Consider the following 23,719-nt stretch of genomic DNA (forward strand, 5'->3'; position numbering starts at 1 on the left):
ATGCTTATTCTCCTCTAGGTCTCAAAGTAACATTACCCACCTGAGTGGTCTGCCTGGGCCCTACGTTAACATTATTCAAAGTATCTGAAAAAAAATCCGGATTCAATGGTTGAATGATAAGTCTATAGTTTCCACTTAACCCTCTAAGACGAAAGTCGCCGGAATTGGCAACTACACCGGTGGAAGCGACAGTATCCCTACCTTGAACTGCATAAAGCACAGCTCTTTGATTTTGCGGTCTGATAGACCCTGAAATACTCCCTGTATTAAGAGATGAAAAGGCCCTTAGTCTAGGGACTAATTCAAGATTGTCACCATCCCCTTCAAAAATAGAGCGGTACACTTCAAAATCAATGAACACATCCAAGGACAATCCCGGCTCCATGGAAAGGCTGAAACTGACAGATGGGGAATTGTCAGCAAGATTAAGGTTTGTCCTTTCTTCACCCCTTTTAATAAAATTATCAGCGCCGAGCTTCAAAGTAAGTCCTGTGATATTGCCTGCAGGCAGTTCTCCCCTACCGACCAAATATTGACTCTCACCTACAAGTGCTGCAACATTTACTTTTTTGTCAACCACTTCATTAGGGAAAAATTTTGGATCTGCATTATCCTGCCCCCTTGTCCCTGTTGCCTGTACTTCTACACCCAACACTTCTACCCAGACTTCATCAAAATCTCCTGGAGCATCTATCAAAAATACATTTACCAAAGCTGTGGTTCTTTCTGTCTGATCCGTACAGGAGATAATAAGACAGCAAATCAAAATCAGAGAAATTCCTAGTTTATTCACATGACAAATTTAAAAAAGAATATGAAAAACAAAGCCACCCAAAGTGGATGGCTTTAAAATTTCATTATTCAGTCTCTAAAGTAACCGTGTCCAATGTCAGGGATTCGCCATCCCCTAAATTCACTCCTTCTATAGTCACAGGTAGATAAGGCTCTTTTGGCTCAATTACAATATTGTAAGTTCCGGCAGGAATTCCCCTCAACCTGTAAAATCCATTTTCATCTGTAAAAGTTGAGAAGCTGTCTCCATTTCTCACAGCCGTGACCCTTGGCTCAGCTTCTACAGGAAGAATGGTACCTTGAATGGAGGAAGCTGTTTCTGCCACAACTCTCAGAACCGGCTTCAAAATATAATTACCACTGTTACCAGCCCTAACGATAGACCTGCCGGCATCGAAATCTATGACCAAGTCATATTCCCTACCAGCTTCAAATTCTTTATTTACCTGCAGCTTCAAACCACTTTGCTGTGCGCTCGGCGTCTTGAGGTCTATTCTGTTGCCATCTTTGACCAGATAATTGTCATCTCCCAAGATCAATCTGATTTGAGAAACCCTTCCTGCAGGAACTTCTACACTTCCTAAATGAGCATCATTATTACCCACAAGTGAAAGAAGATTGATTTTTCTGTCATTGGACTCATGGGGAATCGAAATCCAGGCAGACCCTGAATTTTCGTCTCTGTCGCTTGGCAATATCCTCACTTCCAAAACTTCGACCCAGACCTCATCATATTCTGCCGGAGCATCTACCAGCAGTACATTAACTTTAGCGTTTCCTTCTGAAATGGTATTGTAATTTTCCTGCTGATCACAGGAACTAAGCCCTGAAAATGCCAGACATGCCAGCATCATGATAAATAATGTGTTTTTCATCTTTTTAATAATTTGGTGTTTGACAGCTAAAATCTTTTCAAGTAAAGTGCCAAAAATTATTCTCGGTATATTTTCCCCCTATTTCTGGACCTATGACCATTAGCTTTAGTATTTTTGGGCATGATGAATTGGCAAAAACTTTTGACCGGAGGAAGATTTGAGCACAAAGACGGTTCGATCGCAACGGAAACCCAAAATAGGAGTGAGTTTGAAAGGGACTATGATCGGGTAATTTTCTCAGCCCCATTCCGTAACCTTCAGGATAAGACACAGGTTTTTCCCCTACCAGAGCATGATTTTGTACATACCCGACTGACCCACAGTCTAGAAGTATCCAGTGTGGGCAGGTCATTGGGAAAAGCCGCAGGTGATTTTTTATTGTCAAAATACCCTGAACTACACCAATCCGGGATTTCGGCATCTGACTTGGGAGCTATAGTGGCTGCGGCGGCGCTTTCCCATGACATAGGCAATCCACCTTTTGGGCATGCAGGAGAAGAGGCCATTTCGGATTTTTTCAAACACCATCCTTACGGTTACATCTGGCAACCTTTTGTAAGCCATCAGGAATGGGAGGACCTTTGCCAATTCGAAGGAAATGCCCAAGGGTTCAGAATGCTGGTATCCCAACACAATGGACTTAAGCTTACATTTGCTACCCTTGCAGCTTTTACGAAGTATCCAAGGCCCTCATACATTTTTGAGAAAGATTCCAATAGAAGAAGCCACAAAAAATTCGGATTTTTCATTGACCAAAAGAAAGATTTCGAGATGCTGGCTAGCACCTTGGGCTTAGAAAAATCAAGTCCTGAATGCTACTTCAGGCATCCTTTGGCATTTTTGGTAGAAGCAGCTGATGATATTTGCTACAGTATAATTGACTTGGAAGATGGGGCAACACTCGGACTGGTCAGCTTTGAGGAAAGTGTGGATCTGTTGGGGGAAATCCTTGGTCAGAGATACCAGCCGGATAAACTGAAAAAATATGCTACTCCTACGCAAAAACTCGCTGTACTAAGGGCCATGGCTATAGGCCAACTCATAGAAGAAACTGTGGAAGCTTTTTGCCAAAGTGAGGAACAGATGTTGAGCGGAGAATTTGACCAGGCTTTGACAGAGATAATTCCATCAGCCAAAGCCCTAGGAAAAATATCCAGGCTATCGGTACAAAAAATCTATAGGTCCAAGCCCGTTTTGGAAAAAGAAGCCGCAGGATATCAGGTTTTGGAGGGACTCTTGGAGGTATTTTCCAAAGCGCTCAACCATAAGTTTTATCAGACCGAGATGTATGCCGGAAAAGACAAAAGCATTCTCCGTCTACTTCCTGAGGGATTTCCAATGGAGGGTTGGGGCAATTCTCAGAATGCATACCCCATGCTGCGGGCTTTGGTTGATTTCATATCTGGAATGACGGACAAGCATGCACTTTCTCTTTACAGGAAAGTAAAAGGAATAGCTCTTCCGGGAGTTTGACAATTACTAAGGTAATTAAAAAGCTGATTTTTGCTATTTTACTTAGCATTTTTTCTTATTTTTGCTAAATAAAATAGCAGAAATGGAAGCCTTGAATCAAAAATCTAAGTTGATAATTGGCTCTACCAACTTAAAAACAATCAGAAATAAATATGAAGAAATCGATTGGGAAAGTAGGTTGGTCGGGATTTTAGGGGCTAGAGGTACGGGAAAATCAACCTTAGTATTGCAATATCTCCGAAAAACCTATGGTTTGAGTGATCAAGCTGCATATTGGTCTTTGGATGATATTTATTTTGGCAATCATACTTTAATAGAAACAATAGAAAGTTTTTATTTTTCTGGAGGTAGATTTTTGGTGTTGGATGAAGTACACAAATATCCCACTTGGGCCAGAGAGCTGAAAAATGCCTACGACTTTTATAAAAAATTGAAAATAGTCTTTACTGGTTCATCCGTAATTGACATGCTAAGACTGGACGTTGATCTAAGCAGAAGAGCCATCCTTTATAATTTAAGTGGTCTTTCCTTTAGGGAATATTTGAACTTTACAAATAACCTAGAGCTACCTCTGTTTTCCCTTGGGGAAATCCTTTCCGGGCATATAGATTTGGCCAACATGGTCTTGTCTAAGATCAATCCACTGACCGAATTTAATAATTATCTCAAGTTCGGGTATTATCCATTTTTTCTGGAAGGGACAAAAACTTATCACTTGAGAATTGAGCAAATCATCCGTTTGATAATAGAAACAGAGCTTCAATTTATCGAGGGAATGGATATTCATAAGACAAAAAAAATACATCAATTATTGGGCTTAATTGCCCAAAGTGTTCCTTTCAAACCCAATGTGGCTAAGTTGAGTGAAAAGATTGGGATTCACAGAAATACGCTAACTACATACCTTCACTATTTAGAAAAAGCGAAAATCATCAACAGTCTTTTTGCAAAGGGTAAAAGCACGAGTATCCTTCAAAAACCTGATAAGATTTTTTTAGAAAACACCAATATCAGTTATGCCTTGGCAGGTGCGAATCTAGATGTTGGTAATCTTCGAGAGACATTCTTTTATTCTCAAGTAGCCGAAAAACATCAATTAAGTCTTCCGGATAAAGGAGATTTCTTAGTTGATGACAAGTATATTTTCGAAGTGGGAGGGAAAAACAAATCAAATTTTCAAATTAAGGATGAACAAGGCTCTTATTTAGCAATCGCCGATTTACAATTCGGTACTTCCAATAGAATCCCGCTTTGGCTGTTTGGATTTGTAAGGTGATTTGCTGCATCACAATAAAAAACCCATTCATCCCCCCTAAAGCCCAAACTGTCTAAGGTGATGATCGGCATGCCTCCAGACAAATATTCCCCATTCCTTATGATTGAGCGGGCCAAAACGAGGATGAAAACCAGCCAACTTTTGATCCAATTTGGCATATTTCCCTATAATATGTATGTATTTGGATTTTTCTTCTTCAAACAAACTTATGTCCACTTTGTCTTTCATGTCAAATCGCCCGGGGCCTTTTGCTCCTTTTGGAAATTCCTTCATCCAATATATGAAGTACAATTTTGTCAACCATTTTTTAAAACCTCCCCCCTTTTCGGCTTTTGGGGCTTTGAGAATTGACTGATGAGCAAGGTTACAATGCGCCAACATTTCAGTAGCAGTCATCCTTCCCCAGTTGGCCTGATCGCTTGCACTGAGCTTTTCCACTCTGGAAATGACTTCATCTACAGCATTTTGATCAAATATGGATTTGTTCATAGGTATTGATTTACTTAAACTTAATCAATAAAATGCATGCAGTAATGCTTTGGTATCAATTTTCTGTTTCTCTACCTCTATTCCTCCAAAATATCTTAACTTTGCGCCTGCTTACTTTTTAGGCATGGCCAGAAATTCTGAAAATTGAATGACATGGCTTCCTTAGGGTAAGTCAAATATCCAGACAGATCACTACAGGTAAAAAAAACACCAAGGAATACTGTGAAAAAATATCAGGAGTACAAGCAGGTTAATTATCCCCAAATAGGAGAAGATATCCTGCAATTTTGGAAAGAAAAAGACATTTTCAGCAAATCAGTAGATAACAGAACAGGAGCCGAAACCTTCACCTTTTTTGAAGGCCCTCCCTCTGCCAATGGCACACCGGGAATCCACCATGTGATGGCCCGTACGCTCAAGGATATTTTCTGTAGGTACAAAACCCTTAAGGGATTCCAGGTCAAAAGAAAAGGTGGATGGGATACCCATGGCCTTCCGGTAGAGCTTCAGGTTGAAAAAGAGCTTAACATCACCAAAGAGGACATAGGCAAAACCATCTCAGTAGAAGAGTACAATAAAAAATGTAGGGAAACAGTCATGCGTTTCAAAAACGAGTGGGATGACCTTACGGAAAAAATAGGCTACTGGGTGGATTTGGATGATCCTTACATCACTTTTGACGCCAAATACATAGAATCTCTTTGGCACCTTTTGAAAAGGCTTTACGAAAAAGACCTATTGTACAAAGGATACACCATACAGCCATACTCTCCTGCTGCCGGCACGGGCTTGAGTTCTCATGAACTCAATCAGCCTGGTTGTTACAGAGATGTAAAAGACACCTCAATCACGGCGCAGTTTAAGCTGAAAGATCATGAGAATACTTATATCCTTGCATGGACAACCACTCCCTGGACACTTCCGTCCAACTCTGCCTTGGCCATAGGAGAAAATCTGGACTATGTCAAAGTCCGGACCTTTAATCCCTACACATTTGATCCGATGATAGCCATTTTGGCAAAAGCCAGAATGGGCTCTTATTTCAACCCCAAAGCCAAGGATATTTCGCTGGAAGACTTTAAACCAGGAGATAAGTTGATTCCTTTCGAAATCATCGAAGAATTCAAGGGAAAAGACATGTTGGGCTGGGAATACGAGCAGCTTTTTCCGATAGCTGGCATAGCATTGCCACATCCGGCATTTACAGTGGTGTCAGGAGACTATGTGACTACAGAAGACGGTACCGGTATAGTCCACCTTGCCAAAGCATTTGGTGCGGATGACTTTAGGACACTTGTCCAAAACAATGTTCCCGGTGTTTTTGTACAGGATGAGCAAGGCAATGACATCCCAGTAGTAGACAGGCAAGGCAAGTTTTTGCCCGTAGTGGGAGAATATCTTGCTTCAAAAATGGAAGAACATGGCATTCAGGCGCACAAAACCTTTGGTGCGGATGACTTCTATGTAAAAAACTATACCAATGATGATGAAAATGCCGCTGACTACAAGAACACGGATATCATCATTTCCATTATCCTGAAAAATGAAAATAAGGCTTTCAAGGTTGAAAAATACGAGCACAGCTATCCACACTGCTGGAGAACGGACAAGCCTATTCTTTACTATCCCCTTGAAAGCTGGTTTATCAAAACTACCGCCTACAAGGACAGGTTGGTAGAACTGAACAAGACCATCAACTGGAAGCCGGAGGCGACAGGCACCGGCCGCTTTGGCAACTGGCTTGAAAACCTGGTGGACTGGAACCTAAGCCGCTCAAGATTCTGGGGAACCCCACTTCCTATCTGGAGGACTGAGGATGGTACAGAAGAGAAATGTATTGGTTCGGTAGCAGAACTTCAGGAAGAAATCCAAAAATCCATTGCGCATGGTTTCATGGAAAAATCACCTTGGGAAGGCAAGGAAATGGACTTGCACCGACCTTATGTGGATGATGTGGTCTTGGTCTCTTCCAAAGGAGAAAAAATGAAAAGAGAGTCCGACCTGATAGACGTATGGTTTGATTCAGGAGCTATGCCTTATGCGCAATGGCACTATCCATTTGAAAACGAAGACATTTTTAAAGCCAATTATCCTGCAGACTACATCGCAGAAGGAGTAGATCAGACCCGTGGCTGGTTCTTTACCTTGCATGCTATAGCAGGAATGCTGTTTGATTCAGTAGCATTCAAAAATGTGATTGCCAATGGGCTTGTTCTGGACAAAAACGGCAACAAAATGTCCAAACGACTGGGCAATGCCATTGATCCATTCAAGACCTTGAAAGAATACGGTCCTGATGCATTGAGGTGGTACATGCTGAGCAATGCCAACCCTTGGGACAACCTGAAATTCAACCTTGAGGGTGTAGCCGACGTGCAAAGAAGGTTTTTTGGTACATTGCAAAACACCTATAATTTCTTTGCACTTTATGCCAACTTGGATCAATTTGCATACGACAAATCCAATGTGATTCCTGTAGGCCAAAGGGCTGAACTTGATCAGTGGATCATATCCAAGCTACAGTCACTTATTGCAGAAGTAGAATCCTCTATGGACAATTACGATGCCACCAAAGCCACACGTGCCATCATGAACTTTACCGTGGATCAGTTGTCCAATTGGTACGTGAGATTGGCAAGGAAAAGGTTTTGGAGAGGAGATATCAATGCGGATAAGCAGGCTGCTTATGAGACTTTGTACGAATGTCTTTTCAGTCTTACCCAGCTGATGTCCTCATTTGCTCCATTCTATGCAGAGTGGTTATATAAAAACCTGACAGCTTCCAATGCTGATGCGCTTGATTCCATTCACCTTACCGACTGGCAGTCTGCGGACAGCAATCTGATCAATAAGGATTTGGAAGAAAGTATGGATCTGGCACAGAGAACATCTTCTTTGGTGCACTCCTTGAGAAAGAACCCCAAAATCGGCATCAAAGTAAGACAGCCCTTGCAAAGAATCATGATCCCGGTACTTTCGGAGAAGACCAAGTCCCAAATTCAGCATGTAGAGGAATTGATAAAGTCTGAAGTAAATATCAAGGAAGTCGAATACATCGATGATACTTCTGGCATTTTGGTGAAAAGCGTCAAGCCAAATTTGCCTGTGCTTGGCAAAAAACTGGGACCCAAAATGAGATTTGTAGTTGCCTCCATCAAAAACTGGGGACAATCAGAAATAGCCGAAATAGAAAAAGAAGGCAAAATAGCTGTAGAGGCGGATGGGGAATCTATAGAACTTCTATTGGAAGAAGTACTGATCAGCTCAGAAGACATCCCCGGATGGTCAGTAGCGACAGAGGGTGGACTTACGGTCGCTTTGGACATTACACTTACCGAGGAGCTGAAGCAGGAAGGGATTGCGAGGGATTTGGTCAATAGAGTCCAAAACCAAAGGAAAGACATGGGCTTGGAGGTTCAGGACAAAATCAAAATTGAAGTAGCCAAACACTCAGATCTGACCGATGCAGCCATGAAAAACTTTGCGTCCTATATCCAAACCGAAACCCAAGCACTTTCGTTGGAGCTTAAAGATTCTGTTCAGGATGGAACGGTTTTGGACATGGATGAATTTGAATTAACAGTAAGGATCACAAAGGCCTGATGTAAAATAATACAGCCACAGATTGGGGATTAGCTAAAAATTCCTTAAATCTGTGGCTTTGAATTGATATAAATGAAGTATTTCAAATATTTTGGGATTGCTCTTTTGGTTATTCTGATCGATCAGGCAGTCAAGCTAATGGTTCATTATCAGATGGACTTCGGAACTCCCGGTCAGATCAAGGTGATCGGAGACTGGTTTAAGCTACACTATACGACCAACCCTGGCATGGCATTCGGCATGCAGCTTGGTTCTGAATATGGCAAACTCATTCTGACTTCATTCAGATTGGTGGCAATGTTCGGTATTGGTTATTACCTGTACTACATCATCAAAAAGAAGATGCATCCCGCCTACATTGTCTGTATTTCTATGATATTGGGTGGTGCTATAGGTAATCTGATTGACAGTATTTTTTACGGTGTTTGGCTCAACAATGCGCCTTATAACGCCCCTAGCCCTTGGTTTCATGGTCAGGTAATCGACATGTTTTATATTGATATCTGGGAAGGGTATCTTCCGGAATGGATGCCTTTCTTCGGTGGTAGTTATACAGCACTTTGGCCTATTTTCAATATTGCCGATGCCTCTATCTTTGTCGGAGTGGCCATTATCCTGATTTTCCAGAATAAATTTTTTAAGGAAAACGAAGAAAAGAAAACTATAGAGGAAGAAGAAGTAGATGAAATCCAAAAGCAATTTATAGAGGGTGAAGAAAAAACCTCTACCAGTAACCAATGATTTAAAGGCTCTAGTAGCCTTTTTTTATGCTTGTTAGGGCGATTGATAAACCGCTTTAATATTGTTAACTTTAGTCCAAATAGGGACTTGGCTATGAAATCAATTGCTGTTTTTGGGATTTTGCTATTTTTATCCGCTTGCGGGGCGATCGATGAACCTCCCTACAATGAGGAAATAACAGAAGATATTTCTCCAAGAAAAAACAGGGATATCTGTCAATTTGATCTTTCTGATAAAGATGGGGATTTTGATTTGTTTGGAAAATGGGAATTTGTTGCTTTTCAGAATATCCAGGATAAAAAGCTAGATCAACTTACCTGCATGGCAAGATGGGCTGAATTTGCTTTAGCTGGAGAAGATTATGAGAATGTTTATAAGATCACCCTTGACATTTTGGAACCTCATGTAAATACTGAAGATAAATCTAAGTTTGATTTTAATATCAGAACATTTTCTTTTGAATACTCAGGTCAAATTGAGCTTTCAGATGAGACGCTCTTATTTTTGATCGATTCGGCTTCAACAAAATATAGCCCAAGCTCGGCTTCAACTACATTACCTGCTCACGAGTTTGAAGCAAAGTTTTTAAAAAGTTTAAAAGCAGCCAAAGTTTATCATTTGGAGAATAACAAATTATACTTTTATGGGAGTGGTAAGGAAAGGATGACATTCCTTGCTTTGGAAGATTAAAGGCTTTCCCCACAAAATTTGCAAAATGCAGCATCCAGGTCAAGCCCTTTACTCTTACAGTTTCGGCAGGTTTTTCCCTGCTTCTTTTTACTCTTGGAATTCGCTAAAGTAAGTTCCGAAGTGACTATCCCAGTTGGTACAGCGATAATGGCATAACCCAAAAGCATGATGACAGAAGCCAAAAATTTCCCATAAGGAGTAATAGGTGAAATGTCTCCGTATCCCACAGTAGTCAAGGTCACGATGGCCCAGTACATGGACATACCTATGCTGGTAAAGCCATTTTCAGGCCCCTCAACAAGAAACATTAAAGTACCTGCAATCAAGATTAGAATCGCCAAATCAAAATATTTGGAAGCCTTGTCATCATGTTCGAAAACGATATGGGCAAGTCGGGACTTGGAGGGGAAAATAGGCATCGTGGTTAAAAGAAATAGGTAAAGTGTCAATATAACAAAAATGGTTGACCAAACGACTGTAGAAGACTAAGACACCTGTCAGGTTTTCAAAACCTGACAGGTCTGACACTAGATCAATGGGCCAAAAAATTCTAATCAGGCAGCTTTACTAAGATTCCTAGCTTGGCCGTTAGTTAGCTCAATTTCTGATTCACTTCTGTGAATTTCTGCATGTTCAGGTTGGTTAGGTAATGATTTACCAATTGGATATGTATTAAACTCCCTGCATTCAGCTACTGAAATGGAAACTACCGCTCTTACAGAAAACCGATTTCTTAATTCCTTAACAACCACATCGCTTGTTCTCCTTGCATCCCGATCAACTGACACACCTCTTGAATCTTTAAATGCAGCTGAGGAAGGGCGCTTTATCTCCGATTTCCACCAATTGGGAAACGGTTTGATTGCCCTATATAAAATTTCATCATCAAACAGGTATGGTGAAAGCATGAAAATCTTCAATTAGTTTAAAAATTTCTTCCTCCAAAACCTCTCTTTCTTCATCCTTACCATCATACTGAATCAGGGCTACAATCTTTTCTTCAAAAATCTCAAATTCAAGATATTCATTTCCGATTTCATACTCCAGCTGAATGCTATTTCTCCCTGTTGGAAAGATATCAGGCTGATAAGTAAGCTCACGTACAATTATAAAAACTTTTTGAATCAATGATTCAGAAAACGGCATAGACCCTTTACCATTCCAATCTACTGGCAGCTTTCTCAAAGTCCGTAACGTTTGAAGGTTTTTTAACAAAGGGTCTTCATATCTCTTTACCAAATCTTTAGTAAAATGATTTTCAGGAGTGACTGGTCTGCTATCGTCTAAGGCCCAGCCAATGGAACTTGTACCTAGATCAAGACTAAGTGTCCTAGTGCTCGTATTTTCAAATATTTGATTATTCATTCTTCAAAAAGTTTTGTTCGAAAGTTTTAAGATGCTCTCCCAACCATCTATGAATTTTCTTTGGCATGTTGGTAATCCATGATAATACCATTTTCTACGACCCTAACCAGACTTTGTTCATGATCAGAGGGCTTTCTTTCCTCCTAAATCTCCCGTATTCGCTTCCCTTCTTGGATCTCAAAAGTCTGTGAGTTTGGCAAAGCTACTCTTTCCAAATAAAAATTGACCATAAACTCACCTTGTGGCCCAATCCCTCCAAAGGCACCATTAACGTATTTTGGGTTATAGTCTTCTTTGAATATGTATTTGGAAATTATCTTTTTATTTTTTTCCATTTTAAACAAAATTGAATTTCAATTTATGCAAGAAAATTGAATTTTAAAACACTACTCATCCCCCTCTTCATCAATCCAGCCATTCCAAAGTACATCCAGATTGTCATTGATTTCATCTAAATCTACTTTTTCGAAATCAATTTTTTTCTTTCCTTTGATTCCCAGCCACTCTCTGTATTCTTTATATTCGGGATGCTTGGGTTCATTAATTGCTTCTTCCAGATTCGCAAAGCCCCAAGGTCCTCCACAATCCTCCGGAGGACAAAGTCCTTTTGCCTCAGTACAAAAAGGTGTGTCACCAAAAGTATCAGCCAAGTCTTTTTTAGTGACTTTCTGAATAGAAATCTTATGCCACCAGTCATCTCCAAAGTCATACCAGTACCAGAAGGTTTTTCCATCTGTATACGCTAAAAATTCCATAAGTGAGATTTCATCAGCATTAAATTCATCGCCATGAAGACCGCCCCAAAATTCATCTTTTTCTACCTCCCTCTGAACCATAATTTTCGACCTTCCCTTCTTATCACTGAATTGATATAAGTGAGCATTTTCCCAACCCATGGCTACCTGTATCACCAAGTGAAGTTCATCCATCTGTATGTCCGAAGGTACCAGCACTTTCCTGTAGATTGGAAAGGGCATATTTTCCAAGTTGATCTTCAGCTTGAGGGGAATTTGGTGAAGAGGGATTATTTTTGTCATGATTAAACACATTTATTTATGCATATGCGAAATGATGCTAGCAGGTTAATTAATAACTACTTTTTGATTCACTTCGATACTAATTGATATTTAGATATTAGTAGATATTGATCAAATACAAGCATTAATTTGAAATTACTGGCAAACAAGCGTATAATCACATATTTATTTCAATATTCCATAAATATCAAAAAGGATCTTCAGAATACCTTGTCGGGCTGAGCTTTTCTTCCTTTACCCTAAAGCCATAAAATCAACATTCTATCAAAGCAAACTGACACTCTAAATTCATAATTAAATTACAAGACAATCGAATTTTAGGTTTTTAACCTGTTTTTCAAAATGAAAATATAAAAAAGAATGAATAAAATTCTGTTTCATGAGTTAAACAGGTAAACTTGCGACTTGTAAAAAAAATCCCTATCCACACCTGTCCCCTCTATCTGAATCGATTTTTTTGAATCCCTTAATAATCAAAATACAGCCAAAAAAGCTACTTCTTCTATAGTGGACTAATTTAAATACTTATTCTAAAATTATGACTCAGCTATTTTACAGCCTATTTAAACCAACACAGGCAAATTTGAAAGACGAAGTTTTGTCCGGTTTGACTGTTGCTTTGGCCTTGGTACCGGAAGCAGTTGCCTTTTCTTTGATCGCGGGTGTGAGTCCTCTAATAGGCCTTTATACAGCATTTATCATTGGATTGATCACCTCTATCCTAGGAGGTAGGCCTGGAATGATATCTGGCGCAACAGGTGCGATTGCAGTGGTGGTGGTAGCTTTGGTGGTTTCCCATGGAGTGGAATACCTTTTTGCAGCTGTAGTATTGATGGGTTTGATACAAATTGCTGTGGGCCTGCTCAAATTGGGAAAACTGATCCGTTTGGTACCACATCCCGTCATGTTTGGTTTTGTCAATGGATTGGCAATCGTGATAGGAATGGCACAATTTGAGCAGTTTAAGTTCACAACACCAGAAGGCACAAGCCAATGGATGAGCGGTAGTCCGCTATACCTGATGATAGGACTAGTAGCGTTGACTATGGCAATCATCAAGTTTTTCCCAAAACTGACTACAGCTGTCCCCTCCGCATTGGTTGCTATTTTGACCCTATCTGCAATAGTGATATTGGGAGGAATCGACACCAGGACAGTGGGTGATCTGGCATCCATTAGTGGTGGACTTCCCGAATTTCATATTCCGATGGTACCGTTAAACTGGGAAACCTTTATGGTCATTCTTCCTTATTCCGCCATCATGGCAGGGGTAGGATTGATTGAGAGTTTGCTGACATTGACTTTGATTGACGAAATCACCGAAACCAGAGGACATGGCAATAAGGAATGTGTGGCTCAGGGAGTGGCCAACTTGACTACCGGTTTCTTTGGTGGTATGGGAGGCTGTGCTATGATCGGGCAGTCCTTAATTAATGTCAATGCAGGCGGCCGAAACAGGATTTCAGGCATAGTGGCATCGGTAGGTCTGCTGATTTTTATCCTTTTTCTTTCCAGCTATATTGAAATGATTCCAATGGCAGCATTGGTAGGACTTATGTTTATGGTGGCCATCGGCACTTTTGAATGGGCTTCTTTGAAAGTATTTAGAAAAGTACCTTTCCACGATGTTTTGGTGATGGTGACGGTTACTTTAGTGACGGTGTTTCTGCATAATTTGGCTTTGGCCGTATTGATCGGTGTCATTATTTCGGCCCTAGTATTTGCATGGCAAAATGCAAAGATGATCAGAACCAGAAAGCATGTGGATGAAAACGGAGTGAAACATTACGAAGTCTTTGGTCCCTTATTTTTTGCATCAGCAATGACTTTTGGACAAAAATTTGACCCGATCAACGATCCTGACGAAATCATCATTGACTTTGCAGAAAGTAGGATTGTGGACCATTCCGGAATTGATGCCATCCATAAAGTCACTGAACGATACCACAAATTAGGCAAAACGGTATATATCCGTCACTTAAACAGCTCTAGCCGTGTATTATTAAACAAAGCAGAAAAAATCATTAATGTGAATTATACAGATGATGATCCAAGTTTTAAGATTGTTTTGGATGAAAAACTCACAAATTAATTTAATTGTCAGCAATGCTAGCAGCTTTAATTTTTGGTTTTATTCTCTAATAATCCGACACCAATCCTTGTTGGAAATTGACTTTGGAGAACAATATTTTTTTTGAAATAATGGATAAACTGGATTTCAGATTTACAATAAAAATTAAAGACACAAAAAGCCCTAAGAAAATCTGGCCAAATACAAAAACCCAAACAGCCACAAAGGAATTGACTTCCCTATAGGGTATTCTATATCATCTTTGACAATCCAGCCTTGGGTTGAATCAGAGATTTGATTACGAGACTTGCTTTTCCCTCCAATTTCAAATAGGTGTTTTCCAATTTATGCACATTTACTTGTGCAAAAGCACTGTGTTTTTGTACTTCTACAAGTGCATATTTTTTAAATTAGAATTTGTTAGATACAGACTCATCACGCCCACTAACCATTACTCAAGTTGCTGGTTTTGAATTCGCTTAAAATTGTCCAATTTGTGATCCAACATGATACCTGCATCCTCCATATCCACCAAAAGCAAGCTTGAATCCCAAGAGCTATTAAAAATCTCCCGCTTCAAGCCTTTGATCAAAAAGACCATACCCCATAAACATGAGGGATATTTTGAGCTTATTTATATCGCCGAAGGAGAAGGGTTTCATTGGATAGAGACTGAAAATTTTCAAATACAAACGCCTGATTTTTACTTTTTGAAACCTGGGCAGTTACACTTCTGGCAGTTTACGGCCATTCCCAAAGGCTATGTGATGATGTTCAAGGAGGAGTTTATCGATGCAGTCAAGGAGGTCAAAATCCTTCAGCAAATGCAGCAAATGGGAGAGCTGACCAGGATCTCCAATTGGCAAGATCCTATGGTAAGGCATATATTTGAAGACATCCTTCAGGTCTACAAATCAGACACAAAAAACACAGAAGATGTGATCAAAGGTTATCTCAGGGTTCTTTTTGCCAAAATTTCGGAACACACTGCTGATAAAACAACCAGCATTGAAAATCCACTTTGTGATCGGTTTTTGAGTTTGCTTTCACAGCAGAGTCCAATCCTCCATAAAGTAGTTGATTATGCAACCATACTACAGACAACTCCCCAAAACCTAAATCAAGCCTGTAAGAAAAAAACAGGGAAAACAGCCTCCGATCACATCAATTCCCAACTGATTCTGGAAGCCAAAAGGAATATCCTCCATACCGACCAAAACATCAACCAAATCGCTGATCTGCTCCAATTCAACGATGCCTCCTACTTCGTCAAGTTTTTTAAAAAGCATACCGGCGAAACCCCTCATCAGTTTAGGGGAAGGTATTTTGGGTAAAAAAGATAGTTTCTCGCAACGACCGCAACGGTAACGCAACGATCGCAGCGATCGCAGCGAAGAAAAACATAAAAGTAAAACCCACGTTGCGATCGCTGCGAATATCTTTGCGCTCGCTGCGTGAAAAATTAAAAACCGAGGTGCTAAATGACCTCAAAGGTTAGCGATCACCCGACCTTTGGGGTTTCCAAAAACCCCGAAGGTCTTTTAGTTTTGAGAAGATTTGAATAAATTACTGTCCATTAAACTTTTATCAATATGACAGATATTTTTGAACCTGAAGGAATTTACCACATCTACAATAGGGCTATTGGAGATGAAAAACTATTCAAATCAGATGATAACTATTTTTATTTCTTGGAGAAATTCAACACCTATTTGGGAAATAAAGTAGTAACTTTAGGTTATTGTTTGATCCCAAACCACTACCATTTCTTAGTAAAAGTCAATTCTGACATCTCTGATGAACAACTTGTAAAAGCATTTTCCGACTTTCAGAATTCTTACTCCAAGAGCTATAATAAAGTCTTTTCAAGAAACGGATCACTCTTTCAAAGAAAGTTCAAGCGAAAAAAAATCAAGTCCGAAGAATACCTTACTCGAATAATCATTTATATCCATCAAAACCCTGTAAAGCACCAGTTGACCAAAAGCCCTTTTGATTGGAGATTTTCATCTTTTGCACAAGTTAAAAAAGGCGATCAATTACTAGGTGTCCAATCAGTTTTTGTCAAAAGCTTCCCTAAGGACAGTTACACCTACGATACCAGGATATATAATATTGATTTTTCTGTCTTTCATATATTCATGGTCAATGATGGTCTCGGTCTAGGGTATTTTAACAATATAAATATATCAGGATCAAACGCAACTAGTAAAGACTCAGGTGTCCGTAGTCAAGTGCACAGCAACATAAACATAATGGGACATCTTGGTCCAATGGTTCGATATGCTATACCTATAAGTCCTACGAGCTACGTTTTTCCTCAGTTTTTAACAGGTTTGGGTCGGAATTGGTCAAATTATAGAGGATCGGGATATTATAATGGCACCAGAAAGTCTGTAAATGGATCTTCTATAACAGAGCTTCAATTTGGAATGGCAAATTTTGTAAATCAAAAGGTGGCATTTGAGACAAAAGTTGGATATGGTTGGGCCAAAACAAAAGAAAACGGTGAAAAAAATTCCCTTAAAGCTCTAGGAGCAAGCTTTGGTGCAGTATTGTACTTCGAAAGAAAATCAAAAATTTAGCTTTTAGCCCAAACAGAACCCAATATTTGAAGTGGTAATTAAAGAATATGTGTATCCGCCTCAAAGCCATATTTTAAATAAATTCTATTTTGGGAAGATATTCAGTCAATACCAGGCCGATACCTGCCGGCCTGACTGGTAGTTTTGCATATTTTTCTTCTTGATTCCAATCTGGTGCGAAGGACAATTTGTTTACTCATTAATTTTCCCCATAAAAAAACAATTATCAAGTTTAAAAAGATTTAATTAGTTTAAAGAATTATTTTTCTGTACCTTCCCAAGGTTAATTTCTTGAAATTTGTAGTTTCAATTCAAACCATTAGGAAAGTGAAAAGTAAATTTACAAAATCATTCATTTTAGGGATACTTGTTTGTATCGTTGCATGCCAGGTCGAGGAAAGTCCTTCAATAGAAGAAACAGACGATCCTGAAATTGTCGTTCAGACTGATCCACTTTATTTTTCAACCAATCCCCAGTCATCCACTGTTGTCAATTTTCTATTCCCCCAGTTACCTGAAAATAATCAGGACCAAAGCCGGATGTATTTACTCAATCAGGCAGGTGATACCCTTGCAACATGTGCTTTGGTAGATTGGCCTCCCCGAGCAAGAGATGAATTTGCTACGATAGAATATTCCTTTGATCCAGAAGAAAATTATCAACTATGGTTAGACCTAGCTGTTGAAGGAAATAAAATACACCGGTACCAAATTCCAGACTACAGTCATACTTTTGAAAATCAATTAAAATCTGAATCTATTGCTAAGTTTGACATTATCCAGAATTTTGACTTTACGCCTGATAGAAACTATTTGTTTTTAAACAACTATAAATCAAACTCCCAAAATCTTGTAAGGATAGACCTCAATACTGGGGAAACTAAAGCAATAGGAGGTATTAATTCAAGTATATTTCGGGCAATTGATGAGGAAAACCTGCTCTATATAGAAAGTGGCTATCCTACATCCGAAATATTCAGATTTGATGTAAGCACGCAAAGTTCAACTTCATTTGGATACACAAGACAAAATGGAGGTGACCTATCTGCAGTGATTAAAAATCACGTAGTGTACTCCAACCCCATCGAAGACGATTTGAGAACTTTAACTATAGTTAATCTGGAAACAGAACAAAAGTCTATTATAGAAGATTTTAGTTTTGGGAACAGGTTGAGACCCTATATTCTAGGTCAAATGGTCTTTGGAAATTCCGTTCTAGAGCCTGAATCAGCCACTTTGAGTGAGGAACTGACTCCTTTTGTAGGCACTTCACTGTTACAATACTTAGCCGATGAAGATTTGGTCTTTTTCAACAAAGGAGAGTTAGTTGAAGGGGATAATGAGGAAGGACTTAGAAGCTTTGGGGTTCAAAAATCCAATGGCCTGCTTGTATATGAGTCTGAACCAAAGAAATTAGGTGAGGTTAACCATATCCTTCCTTCTGAAACCCAACTTTCAAACAATAATTTGCTGATTTACCTCCAACACAGCCATAATCAATTTGAGCACCGAATAAGTGGTTTTTATGAATTAAACCTTACTGATGGTACGATGAGACTAGTTGCCTCAGAACCCAAGTTCTCACCGGCGATAAGTGGAATTATCCAATTGTCAAGCAATAGCTGGTTGACAATTTATGGGGATGAAATTGTCCTAATGAGCTTATAGGGGTATTTATGGCTATTTGGAGGCTACTAAAAAATCAAGGAATTTTGACTCCACAGCCAACAAACGATTTCACTCAACAAAAACGGTCTTTTTCACACTCGAAAAAGGACCATCTAACTCTTTGCCATCCCTTCTCAGCAGATTTAAAGTCAGGAGATATTCCCCTTTCGGCAAATTGGCTACCCTCACAGGAGTCACTTCCTGTATTTCATATTGGTATTCATTAAGACTGATCTGTATTTTCAGCCTATCAAGATCAATGTCTCCACCCATCAATAAAAAGTCAATCGTCAACTCCTCTCCTTCTTTAAATTTATCATTGTTGTGCGGTACATTCAAAGCCAGGTAAGGTTCTGCCTGATATGGAAATGCGCGTGTTTCCCCTACCATGAAATCCCTGTCCACGGAATTCCCAAACTCTTTTAATGCCAAGCCTTCCTCATCTACCAAGTATGCCACTACCCTGTAGGTGCCTTCATTGAGCTCCCGCTGAAAAATCGGAGAATTATAACCCACCGGATCTCCTGAGTTCAGAATCATCTTCAACTGAAAGCCTCCCATACCTGACTCAAAGGGGTAGTTTTTGATATTGAATTCAAATGGAACCCGACCAGGCCTGAATTTTTGATTACCCAGAGGAGAATACATTTCTATCACGGCATCAGGGTAGTCGTTTTTTTCTTCATAGAAATAAAAACTGATTTCCGGTTTTTCGATAGCAAGACTATCTTCTGAAGGTTCGTTTAGGATCACCATTTCTTCCTTTTTCTCACGAGGTGATTCACAGGAGAATGCCAACATGCAGGCAGCTATCAGACCGAGAAGGGTTTGTTTTTTCATGGATTCTAAGGCTAGGGGGCTAAATTATTTAATTTTAGGCGAAAATGGCGTACCTTTCGGGGTAAAATAAACCAAAGTATGACAGAGATTTTATACGATGAGGTCCCTTCACTGGATTTGGCGGACTTCACCTCAGGAGACGCAGCCAAAAAAGCAGCTTTTGTCAAAAAGCTGGGAGATGCTTATCAAAACATTGGCTTTGTAGCTATCAAAAACCACGGCCTTAGTAAGGATTTGCAGGACAGGCTATATGCCGTGATCAAAAAATTCTTTGGTCTCGAAGATGACATCAAGACCAAGTATGAAAAGCCCGAGATCGGCTTTCAGAGAGGCTACACAGGTAAAGGAAAAGAACACGCAAAAGGTAGAAATACCGGAGACCTAAAAGAATTTTACCATGTAGGTCAGGAACTTTCAAATATTCCGGACAATGATCCGATCAAATCTGAGTACCCGGCCAATGTGTGGCCTGAGGAAATACCGGAATTTAAAGAAATCGCCCTCGATATTTACAGGACTTTGGAAAATGCGGGCAAAAACATGCTCAAGGCCATTGCTTTGCACCTGGAACTGGAGGAGGACTATTTTGAAGATAAAGTAGCACATGGGAACTCCATTTTGAGACAAATCCATTATTTCCCAATTGAAAACCCTGATGAAGTACCTGCCGATGCAGTACGCGCAGCAGAACATGGAGATATCAACCTGATCACTTTGCTGATGGGCGCTTCTGCGGATGGTCTTCAAGTATTGAGAAGAGATGGAAAATGGATTCCTATTACCGCACTTCCTGATCAACTGGTTGTCAATGTTGGGGACATGCTTGAAAGGTTGACCAATAAAAAACTGAAGTCAACCATTCACCGGGTAGTCAATCCTCCCCGTGAATTGATGAATACCAGCAGGTATTCAATTCCGTTTTTTATGCATCCTAGATCCGAAATGGACCTTACTTGCCTCGAGAGCTGCGTAGATGCTGACAATCCTAAGCAATTTGAAGATGCTACCGCCGGGGAATTTCTGGAAGAAAGGCTTCGCGAACTTGGGTTGAAAAAGTAAGCCGTGTCGGTAAAAAGCGTACGATATTATATCTATCTCAAAGACGTACTGCTTCTTTCAGTAACTGCATTTGGAGGCCCACAGGCTTTTCTCGCCATGGTATTGGATATCATGGTGAGAAAGCGGGCCTACATCTCCGAAGAAGAACTCTGGGAACTTAATGCCCTTTGTCAGGTATTGCCCGGGCCGACCTCTACGCAGACCATTTCTGCTATAGGATACAGAATCGGAGGCCCCAACCTTGCCTATCTTTCACTTTTTGTATGGATTTTGCCTGCGACTCTATTGATGATATCTGCGGCATTTTTGATAGATTTTTTACAGGAAAACACTCCCGGAGCACTTAATTTCGCAAAGTTTATCCAGCCCATGGCGATAGGTTTTATCATTTATGCCGCACAGAAGACTATTTTCAAAATGGTGAGGACTCCGGAAGCCACCATGCTGATGATGTTTTCTGCCTTTATCTCCTTTTTTTACAATTCCCCCTACGTTTTCCCCTTGCTGTTGGTAGTAGGGGGTGTAACGACCTCCTTGAAATTCCGTTCCCAACCTGTGGAAGAGGGCGATAAAAAACTTGTGATATCCTGGTCCAACTTCTTTCTTTGGGCGGGAGTCTTGGTATTTGCAGCCCTTTTGGGAGCCCTGACCAAAAACCAATCTGTCTTACTTTTCGAGAACTTCTACCGAAACGGATCCTTGATTTTTGGCGGTGGGCAGGTGTTGGTACCATACTTATACACAGAATTTGTAGAGTTCAAAAAATTCCTCAGTTCACAGGAATTCCTGACAGGCTATGGTATCTCCCAAGGTATCCCAGGTCCCACATTCAGCATCAGTTCTTATGTGGGTGCATTATCCATGAGAGAATACGGGATCCCAGGTTTACTTACAGGCGGATTTATTGCCGCGGCAGGAATATTCCTTCCCGGTACATTTTTGATATTCTTTGTGATCAGATTTTGGGATCAGCTCAAAAAATATAGACCTGTTCGGGCTGCCTTGGAAGGAATCAATGCAGTGAGTTGCGGGATGCTGATTGCGGCTGCTTACCTGCTTTTTGAACCTTTGGACAATAACCTTTTCAATGTCATGGCCATTTTTGGCACTTATTTGTTACTTCAATTCAGCAAACTGAGTTCACCTGTCATTATCATTATCGGGGTTCTTGCCGGAATTGGGTATAATTGGGTATTTTGAAAGTATTCCCACTGAGAATATACAAAAATCATTTTATCAAAAAAAAGTCCTTTTAAAATCCGAAAGCATTTGTCATTTTAGCAGCCTGAAAGGGACGTTTTCGAAGCGTTGCAGTATTTCTATTGGAACTTTAGCTCAGTTGGTTTAGAGCGCTGCCTTGACAGGGCAGAGGTCGTGGGTTCGAATCCCTCAAGTTCCACTTTTTTAGTTTCCCCTCTCATAAGTCCATCCCTCCATTGGATTTGATATAAGAGAAAGCGATAGGTACAGGTCATACAAAATATACTAAAAAACCTTAAAGTTTGAATCCTCGAAATTCTATTCAGAGCTGCTTAACTTAAACCACTCCATGGCATAAAATTATGCTTCCAGTATGATTATTGCACAAATGTGAGTAAACTGTTGCCAAGAGGCGAGTAATCTTTCTCAATTTAAGATATTTGGGAGCCCAAAATTGGGCATTATAAATATCCTTATTGGTTGACCAGTATAATACGTCAAATCCGTCTTTTGCTTTACAAAGCACATACGGCGGCATTTTTAAAACCTTTTGAAAAACAATTCATGACCGACATCAAAACCCTCATGCAAAAAACCCTCGCCATTACTTTTGTTGTGGCCCTTTTTGTTTCAGTACTTTATATTCTTACCGCCTCATTCACTATTTTATTACTCGGGTTTGGTGGTATTCTTTTCTCCTTATTTTTTGAATCCATAGCAGGTAAAATCAATCAATGGACCGGTTGGAACAGAGCCATTTCCTTAAGTTTATCAATAATTTTTATCATTTTGTTCTATTCCGGAATATCTTTTCTGATAGGCAATCAGGTAGCCCAGCAATATGATGAACTGGAAGAAAAGCTGCCTGAGATGGTGGAAACCTTCAAATCACAGATTGAGGATACGGCTATAGGAGAAAGGTTAGTGAAAAAACTGGATGACATGGAGTCCTCAGATTTTGACCTTTTTGACAATGCAGAAATGCTGTTCAAATCCACCTTCGGGTTTTTGGGTGATATATATGCCCTCTTATTTTTTGGAATATTCATTTTGGTCAATCCAGCAATGTATGTGAAAGGTTTTGCAGCTTTGACTCCCAAATCTGAAAGAAAGCACACGGTTGAATTTTTGAATGAGACGGGTGAAAACCTTAAGATTTGGCTGAGGGCCATTGTCTTGGAAATGATCTTTGTCTTTATCCTTACGGCCATTGGACTATTGATCTTGGGAATAGACCTATGGTTAATTTTGGCCATCATAGCGGGCTTTCTGACTTTTATTCCAAACATCGGTCCTGCTCTGGCTATTATACCGGCATTTTTGGTAGGACTATTGAGTGGTTTGCAGACAGCATTGATAGTAGTGGCCCTGTATTTGGTAGTGCAAGCAGTGGAAACGGGGATTTTTGGCCCCTTTATCAGGCAAAAATTACTCTCTCTACCACCTGCTTTGGTTTTGCTGTTCCAGTTGATTATGGGAGTTTTTACCGGAGGCTGGGGTGTTTTGCTGGCCACTCCATTGCTGGTCGTAGTGATCAATGTGGTGCAGGAATATTACATCAAAGGGGCTTTGGAAGAAGGGGCTCAATAGCAATCCTATGAAAACCAGGCATAGAATGGCAGGGATTTTGGGACGAGTTAACCATCATTGGTATCATTAATCAGGCTATAACGTAACCCTGACGATCGATATCAGTTCAATAGTATAGCATTGTAGAACTTTTAAACAGAAAATCATCATGGATTTAACTAGAAAAGCTAAAGAAGAAATAGATGCGAGACTCGACAAGATCGAAAATTTTATCGCTAAAAACGGAATTGGGTCGAAGTATCTTCAAAAAGCAAAAAAAACGCATAGAGATGTAAATCTTGCCCTGGCAGCTAGCGGGCTGGTGGCGATTGTAGGGATAGCCCTCTGGTACAAGTTTAAAGGAAAAAAAGAAGAGTAGATTTAGG

General features: G+C 40.0%; 21 protein-coding genes, 1 tRNA gene and 1 pseudogene. 14 read left to right on the forward strand and 9 right to left on the reverse strand.

Annotation, left to right across the window (positions count from 1 at the left end):
- Nucleotides 1-4 precede the first annotated feature (4 nt).
- Together EGN73_RS15075 and EGN73_RS15080 are read right to left on the reverse strand one after the other, a co-directional pair.
- On the reverse strand, nucleotides 5-793 hold the full coding sequence (locus EGN73_RS15075; protein ID WP_219291591.1) for a DUF4382 domain-containing protein: 789 nt from the start codon (nucleotides 791-793) through the stop codon (nucleotides 5-7).
- 64 nt (nucleotides 794-857) lie between these two features.
- Entirely contained in the window at nucleotides 858-1,667 is an 810-nt protein-coding gene (locus EGN73_RS15080) for a DUF4382 domain-containing protein (protein ID WP_246611603.1), read from the reverse strand.
- Between the two features lie 120 nt (nucleotides 1,668-1,787).
- Here EGN73_RS15080 and dgt point away from each other — a divergent pair, with 120 nt between their 5' ends.
- Together dgt and EGN73_RS15090 are read left to right on the forward strand one after the other, a co-directional pair.
- On the forward strand, nucleotides 1,788-3,140 hold the full coding sequence (gene dgt / locus EGN73_RS15085; RefSeq protein WP_219291594.1) for a dGTP triphosphohydrolase: 1,353 nt from the start codon (nucleotides 1,788-1,790) through the stop codon (nucleotides 3,138-3,140).
- A gap of 82 nt (nucleotides 3,141-3,222) precedes the next feature.
- Nucleotides 3,223-4,416, forward strand: coding sequence for an ATP-binding protein (locus EGN73_RS15090; RefSeq protein ID WP_219291597.1), 1,194 nt, complete (start codon nucleotides 3,223-3,225; stop codon nucleotides 4,414-4,416).
- A 36-nt stretch (nucleotides 4,417-4,452) separates the two neighbouring features.
- On the opposite strand, the gene EGN73_RS15095 is transcribed toward EGN73_RS15090, so the two are convergent.
- Complete coding sequence (locus EGN73_RS15095) at nucleotides 4,453-4,905, reverse strand: DUF1569 domain-containing protein (RefSeq protein WP_219291600.1); 453 nt, start codon at nucleotides 4,903-4,905, stop codon at nucleotides 4,453-4,455.
- A 222-nt stretch (nucleotides 4,906-5,127) separates the two neighbouring features.
- Here EGN73_RS15095 and ileS point away from each other — a divergent pair, with 222 nt between their 5' ends.
- The 3 genes from ileS (at nucleotide 5,128) to EGN73_RS15110 (ending at nucleotide 9,939) form a co-directional block, all read left to right on the forward strand.
- Nucleotides 5,128-8,508 carry an isoleucine--tRNA ligase gene (gene ileS / locus EGN73_RS15100; RefSeq protein ID WP_219291602.1) on the forward strand — a complete coding sequence of 1,127 codons (3,381 nt, stop codon included), beginning with the start codon at nucleotides 5,128-5,130 and terminating at the stop codon, nucleotides 8,506-8,508.
- A gap of 72 nt (nucleotides 8,509-8,580) precedes the next feature.
- Nucleotides 8,581-9,249, forward strand: coding sequence for a lipoprotein signal peptidase (locus EGN73_RS15105; RefSeq protein WP_219291605.1), 669 nt, complete (start codon nucleotides 8,581-8,583; stop codon nucleotides 9,247-9,249).
- 93 nt (nucleotides 9,250-9,342) lie between these two features.
- Nucleotides 9,343-9,939, forward strand: coding sequence for a hypothetical protein (locus tag EGN73_RS15110; protein ID WP_219291608.1), 597 nt, complete (start codon nucleotides 9,343-9,345; stop codon nucleotides 9,937-9,939).
- On the opposite strand, the pseudogene EGN73_RS15115 reads toward EGN73_RS15110, so the two are convergent.
- From EGN73_RS15115 to EGN73_RS15135, 5 genes and pseudogenes are all read right to left on the reverse strand, one after another.
- Nucleotides 9,936-10,271, reverse strand: a pseudogene (locus EGN73_RS15115) (potassium channel family protein); the annotation flags it as partial. The gene EGN73_RS15110 and the pseudogene EGN73_RS15115 sit on opposite strands and share 4 nt — an antisense overlap.
- A gap of 222 nt (nucleotides 10,272-10,493) precedes the next feature.
- Nucleotides 10,494-10,847 (reverse strand): hypothetical protein, encoded by a 354-nt coding sequence (locus tag EGN73_RS15120; protein WP_219291614.1) that lies wholly within the window; start codon nucleotides 10,845-10,847, stop codon nucleotides 10,494-10,496.
- A complete protein-coding gene (locus tag EGN73_RS15125) occupies nucleotides 10,825-11,304 on the reverse strand; it encodes a hypothetical protein (RefSeq protein ID WP_219291617.1) in 480 nt (159 codons plus the stop codon). The genes EGN73_RS15120 and EGN73_RS15125 overlap by 23 nt, the downstream gene beginning before the upstream one ends.
- Nucleotides 11,305-11,447: 143 nt before the next feature.
- Nucleotides 11,448-11,639 carry a hypothetical protein gene (locus EGN73_RS15130; RefSeq protein ID WP_219291622.1) on the reverse strand — a complete coding sequence of 64 codons (192 nt, stop codon included), beginning with the start codon at nucleotides 11,637-11,639 and terminating at the stop codon, nucleotides 11,448-11,450.
- Nucleotides 11,640-11,690: 51 nt separating this feature from the next.
- Nucleotides 11,691-12,341: a plasmid pRiA4b ORF-3 family protein gene (locus EGN73_RS15135; RefSeq protein WP_219291624.1), complete on the reverse strand. Its 651-nt coding sequence runs from the start codon at nucleotides 12,339-12,341 to the stop codon at nucleotides 11,691-11,693.
- 538 nt (nucleotides 12,342-12,879) lie between these two features.
- Between EGN73_RS15135 and EGN73_RS15140 the strand changes: the two genes are divergently transcribed.
- From EGN73_RS15140 to EGN73_RS15155, 4 genes are all read left to right on the forward strand, one after another.
- Nucleotides 12,880-14,433: a SulP family inorganic anion transporter gene (locus EGN73_RS15140; RefSeq protein ID WP_219291626.1), complete on the forward strand. Its 1,554-nt coding sequence runs from the start codon at nucleotides 12,880-12,882 to the stop codon at nucleotides 14,431-14,433.
- 485 nt (nucleotides 14,434-14,918) lie between these two features.
- Nucleotides 14,919-15,746 (forward strand): AraC family transcriptional regulator, encoded by an 828-nt coding sequence (locus tag EGN73_RS15145; RefSeq protein WP_219291628.1) that lies wholly within the window; start codon nucleotides 14,919-14,921, stop codon nucleotides 15,744-15,746.
- Nucleotides 15,747-16,004: 258 nt separating this feature from the next.
- The gene (locus tag EGN73_RS22545; protein WP_246611604.1) at nucleotides 16,005-16,997 is read left to right on the forward strand and encodes a transposase; all 993 of its coding nucleotides are present in this window, start codon (nucleotides 16,005-16,007) and stop codon (nucleotides 16,995-16,997) included.
- Between the two features lie 327 nt (nucleotides 16,998-17,324).
- Nucleotides 17,325-18,665, forward strand: a complete 1,341-nt coding sequence (locus tag EGN73_RS15155) for a hypothetical protein (RefSeq protein ID WP_219291631.1) — start codon at nucleotides 17,325-17,327, stop codon at nucleotides 18,663-18,665.
- A gap of 69 nt (nucleotides 18,666-18,734) precedes the next feature.
- Here EGN73_RS15155 and EGN73_RS15160 read toward each other — a convergent pair whose 3' ends face one another.
- Entirely contained in the window at nucleotides 18,735-19,505 is a 771-nt protein-coding gene (locus EGN73_RS15160) for a hypothetical protein (RefSeq protein WP_219291634.1), read from the reverse strand.
- Between the two features lie 78 nt (nucleotides 19,506-19,583).
- Between EGN73_RS15160 and EGN73_RS15165 the strand changes: the two genes are divergently transcribed.
- From EGN73_RS15165 to EGN73_RS15185, 5 genes are all read left to right on the forward strand, one after another.
- Nucleotides 19,584-20,564, forward strand: a complete 981-nt coding sequence (locus EGN73_RS15165) for an isopenicillin N synthase family dioxygenase (protein WP_219291636.1) — start codon at nucleotides 19,584-19,586, stop codon at nucleotides 20,562-20,564.
- Between the two features lie 3 nt (nucleotides 20,565-20,567).
- Entirely contained in the window at nucleotides 20,568-21,764 is a 1,197-nt protein-coding gene (chrA, locus tag EGN73_RS15170) for a chromate efflux transporter (RefSeq protein WP_219291638.1), read from the forward strand.
- Nucleotides 21,765-21,888: 124 nt separating this feature from the next.
- Nucleotides 21,889-21,963: transfer RNA gene (locus tag EGN73_RS15175), tRNA-Val, on the forward strand.
- Between the two features lie 386 nt (nucleotides 21,964-22,349).
- The gene (locus EGN73_RS15180; protein WP_219291640.1) at nucleotides 22,350-23,354 is read left to right on the forward strand and encodes an AI-2E family transporter; all 1,005 of its coding nucleotides are present in this window, start codon (nucleotides 22,350-22,352) and stop codon (nucleotides 23,352-23,354) included.
- 148 nt (nucleotides 23,355-23,502) lie between these two features.
- Nucleotides 23,503-23,712, forward strand: coding sequence for a hypothetical protein (locus EGN73_RS15185; protein ID WP_219291643.1), 210 nt, complete (start codon nucleotides 23,503-23,505; stop codon nucleotides 23,710-23,712).
- The last annotated feature ends 7 nt before the right edge of the window (nucleotides 23,713-23,719 follow it).

This window comes from Arthrospiribacter ruber (assembly GCF_019343195.1).
Lineage (GTDB): Bacteria > Bacteroidota > Bacteroidia > Cytophagales > Cyclobacteriaceae > Arthrospiribacter > Arthrospiribacter ruber.

Bases quoted from the DNA above. Each gene is read 5' to 3' on its own strand.
- EGN73_RS15120 (WP_219291614.1), bottom strand. From the start codon at position 10,847: ATGCTTTCACCATACCTGTTTGATGATGAAATTTTATATAGGGCAATC.
- EGN73_RS15105 (WP_219291605.1), top strand. From the start codon at position 8,581: ATGAAGTATTTCAAATATTTTGGGATTGCTCTTTTGGTTATTCTGATC.
- EGN73_RS15160 (WP_219291634.1), bottom strand. From the start codon at position 19,505: ATGAAAAAACAAACCCTTCTCGGTCTGATAGCTGCCTGCATGTTGGCA.
- EGN73_RS22545 (WP_246611604.1), top strand. From the start codon at position 16,005: ATGACAGATATTTTTGAACCTGAAGGAATTTACCACATCTACAATAGG.
- dgt (WP_219291594.1), top strand. From the start codon at position 1,788: ATGATGAATTGGCAAAAACTTTTGACCGGAGGAAGATTTGAGCACAAA.
- EGN73_RS15135 (WP_219291624.1), bottom strand. From the start codon at position 12,341: ATGACAAAAATAATCCCTCTTCACCAAATTCCCCTCAAGCTGAAGATC.
- EGN73_RS15180 (WP_219291640.1), top strand. From the start codon at position 22,350: ATGCAAAAAACCCTCGCCATTACTTTTGTTGTGGCCCTTTTTGTTTCA.
- EGN73_RS15080 (WP_246611603.1), bottom strand. From the start codon at position 1,667: ATGAAAAACACATTATTTATCATGATGCTGGCATGTCTGGCATTTTCA.
- EGN73_RS15165 (WP_219291636.1), top strand. From the start codon at position 19,584: ATGACAGAGATTTTATACGATGAGGTCCCTTCACTGGATTTGGCGGAC.
- EGN73_RS15130 (WP_219291622.1), bottom strand. From the start codon at position 11,639: ATGGAAAAAAATAAAAAGATAATTTCCAAATACATATTCAAAGAAGAC.
- EGN73_RS15140 (WP_219291626.1), top strand. From the start codon at position 12,880: ATGACTCAGCTATTTTACAGCCTATTTAAACCAACACAGGCAAATTTG.
- EGN73_RS15110 (WP_219291608.1), top strand. From the start codon at position 9,343: ATGAAATCAATTGCTGTTTTTGGGATTTTGCTATTTTTATCCGCTTGC.
- EGN73_RS15095 (WP_219291600.1), bottom strand. From the start codon at position 4,905: ATGAACAAATCCATATTTGATCAAAATGCTGTAGATGAAGTCATTTCC.
- EGN73_RS15145 (WP_219291628.1), top strand. From the start codon at position 14,919: ATGATACCTGCATCCTCCATATCCACCAAAAGCAAGCTTGAATCCCAA.
- EGN73_RS15090 (WP_219291597.1), top strand. From the start codon at position 3,223: ATGGAAGCCTTGAATCAAAAATCTAAGTTGATAATTGGCTCTACCAAC.
- EGN73_RS15185 (WP_219291643.1), top strand. From the start codon at position 23,503: ATGGATTTAACTAGAAAAGCTAAAGAAGAAATAGATGCGAGACTCGAC.
- EGN73_RS15125 (WP_219291617.1), bottom strand. From the start codon at position 11,304: ATGAATAATCAAATATTTGAAAATACGAGCACTAGGACACTTAGTCTT.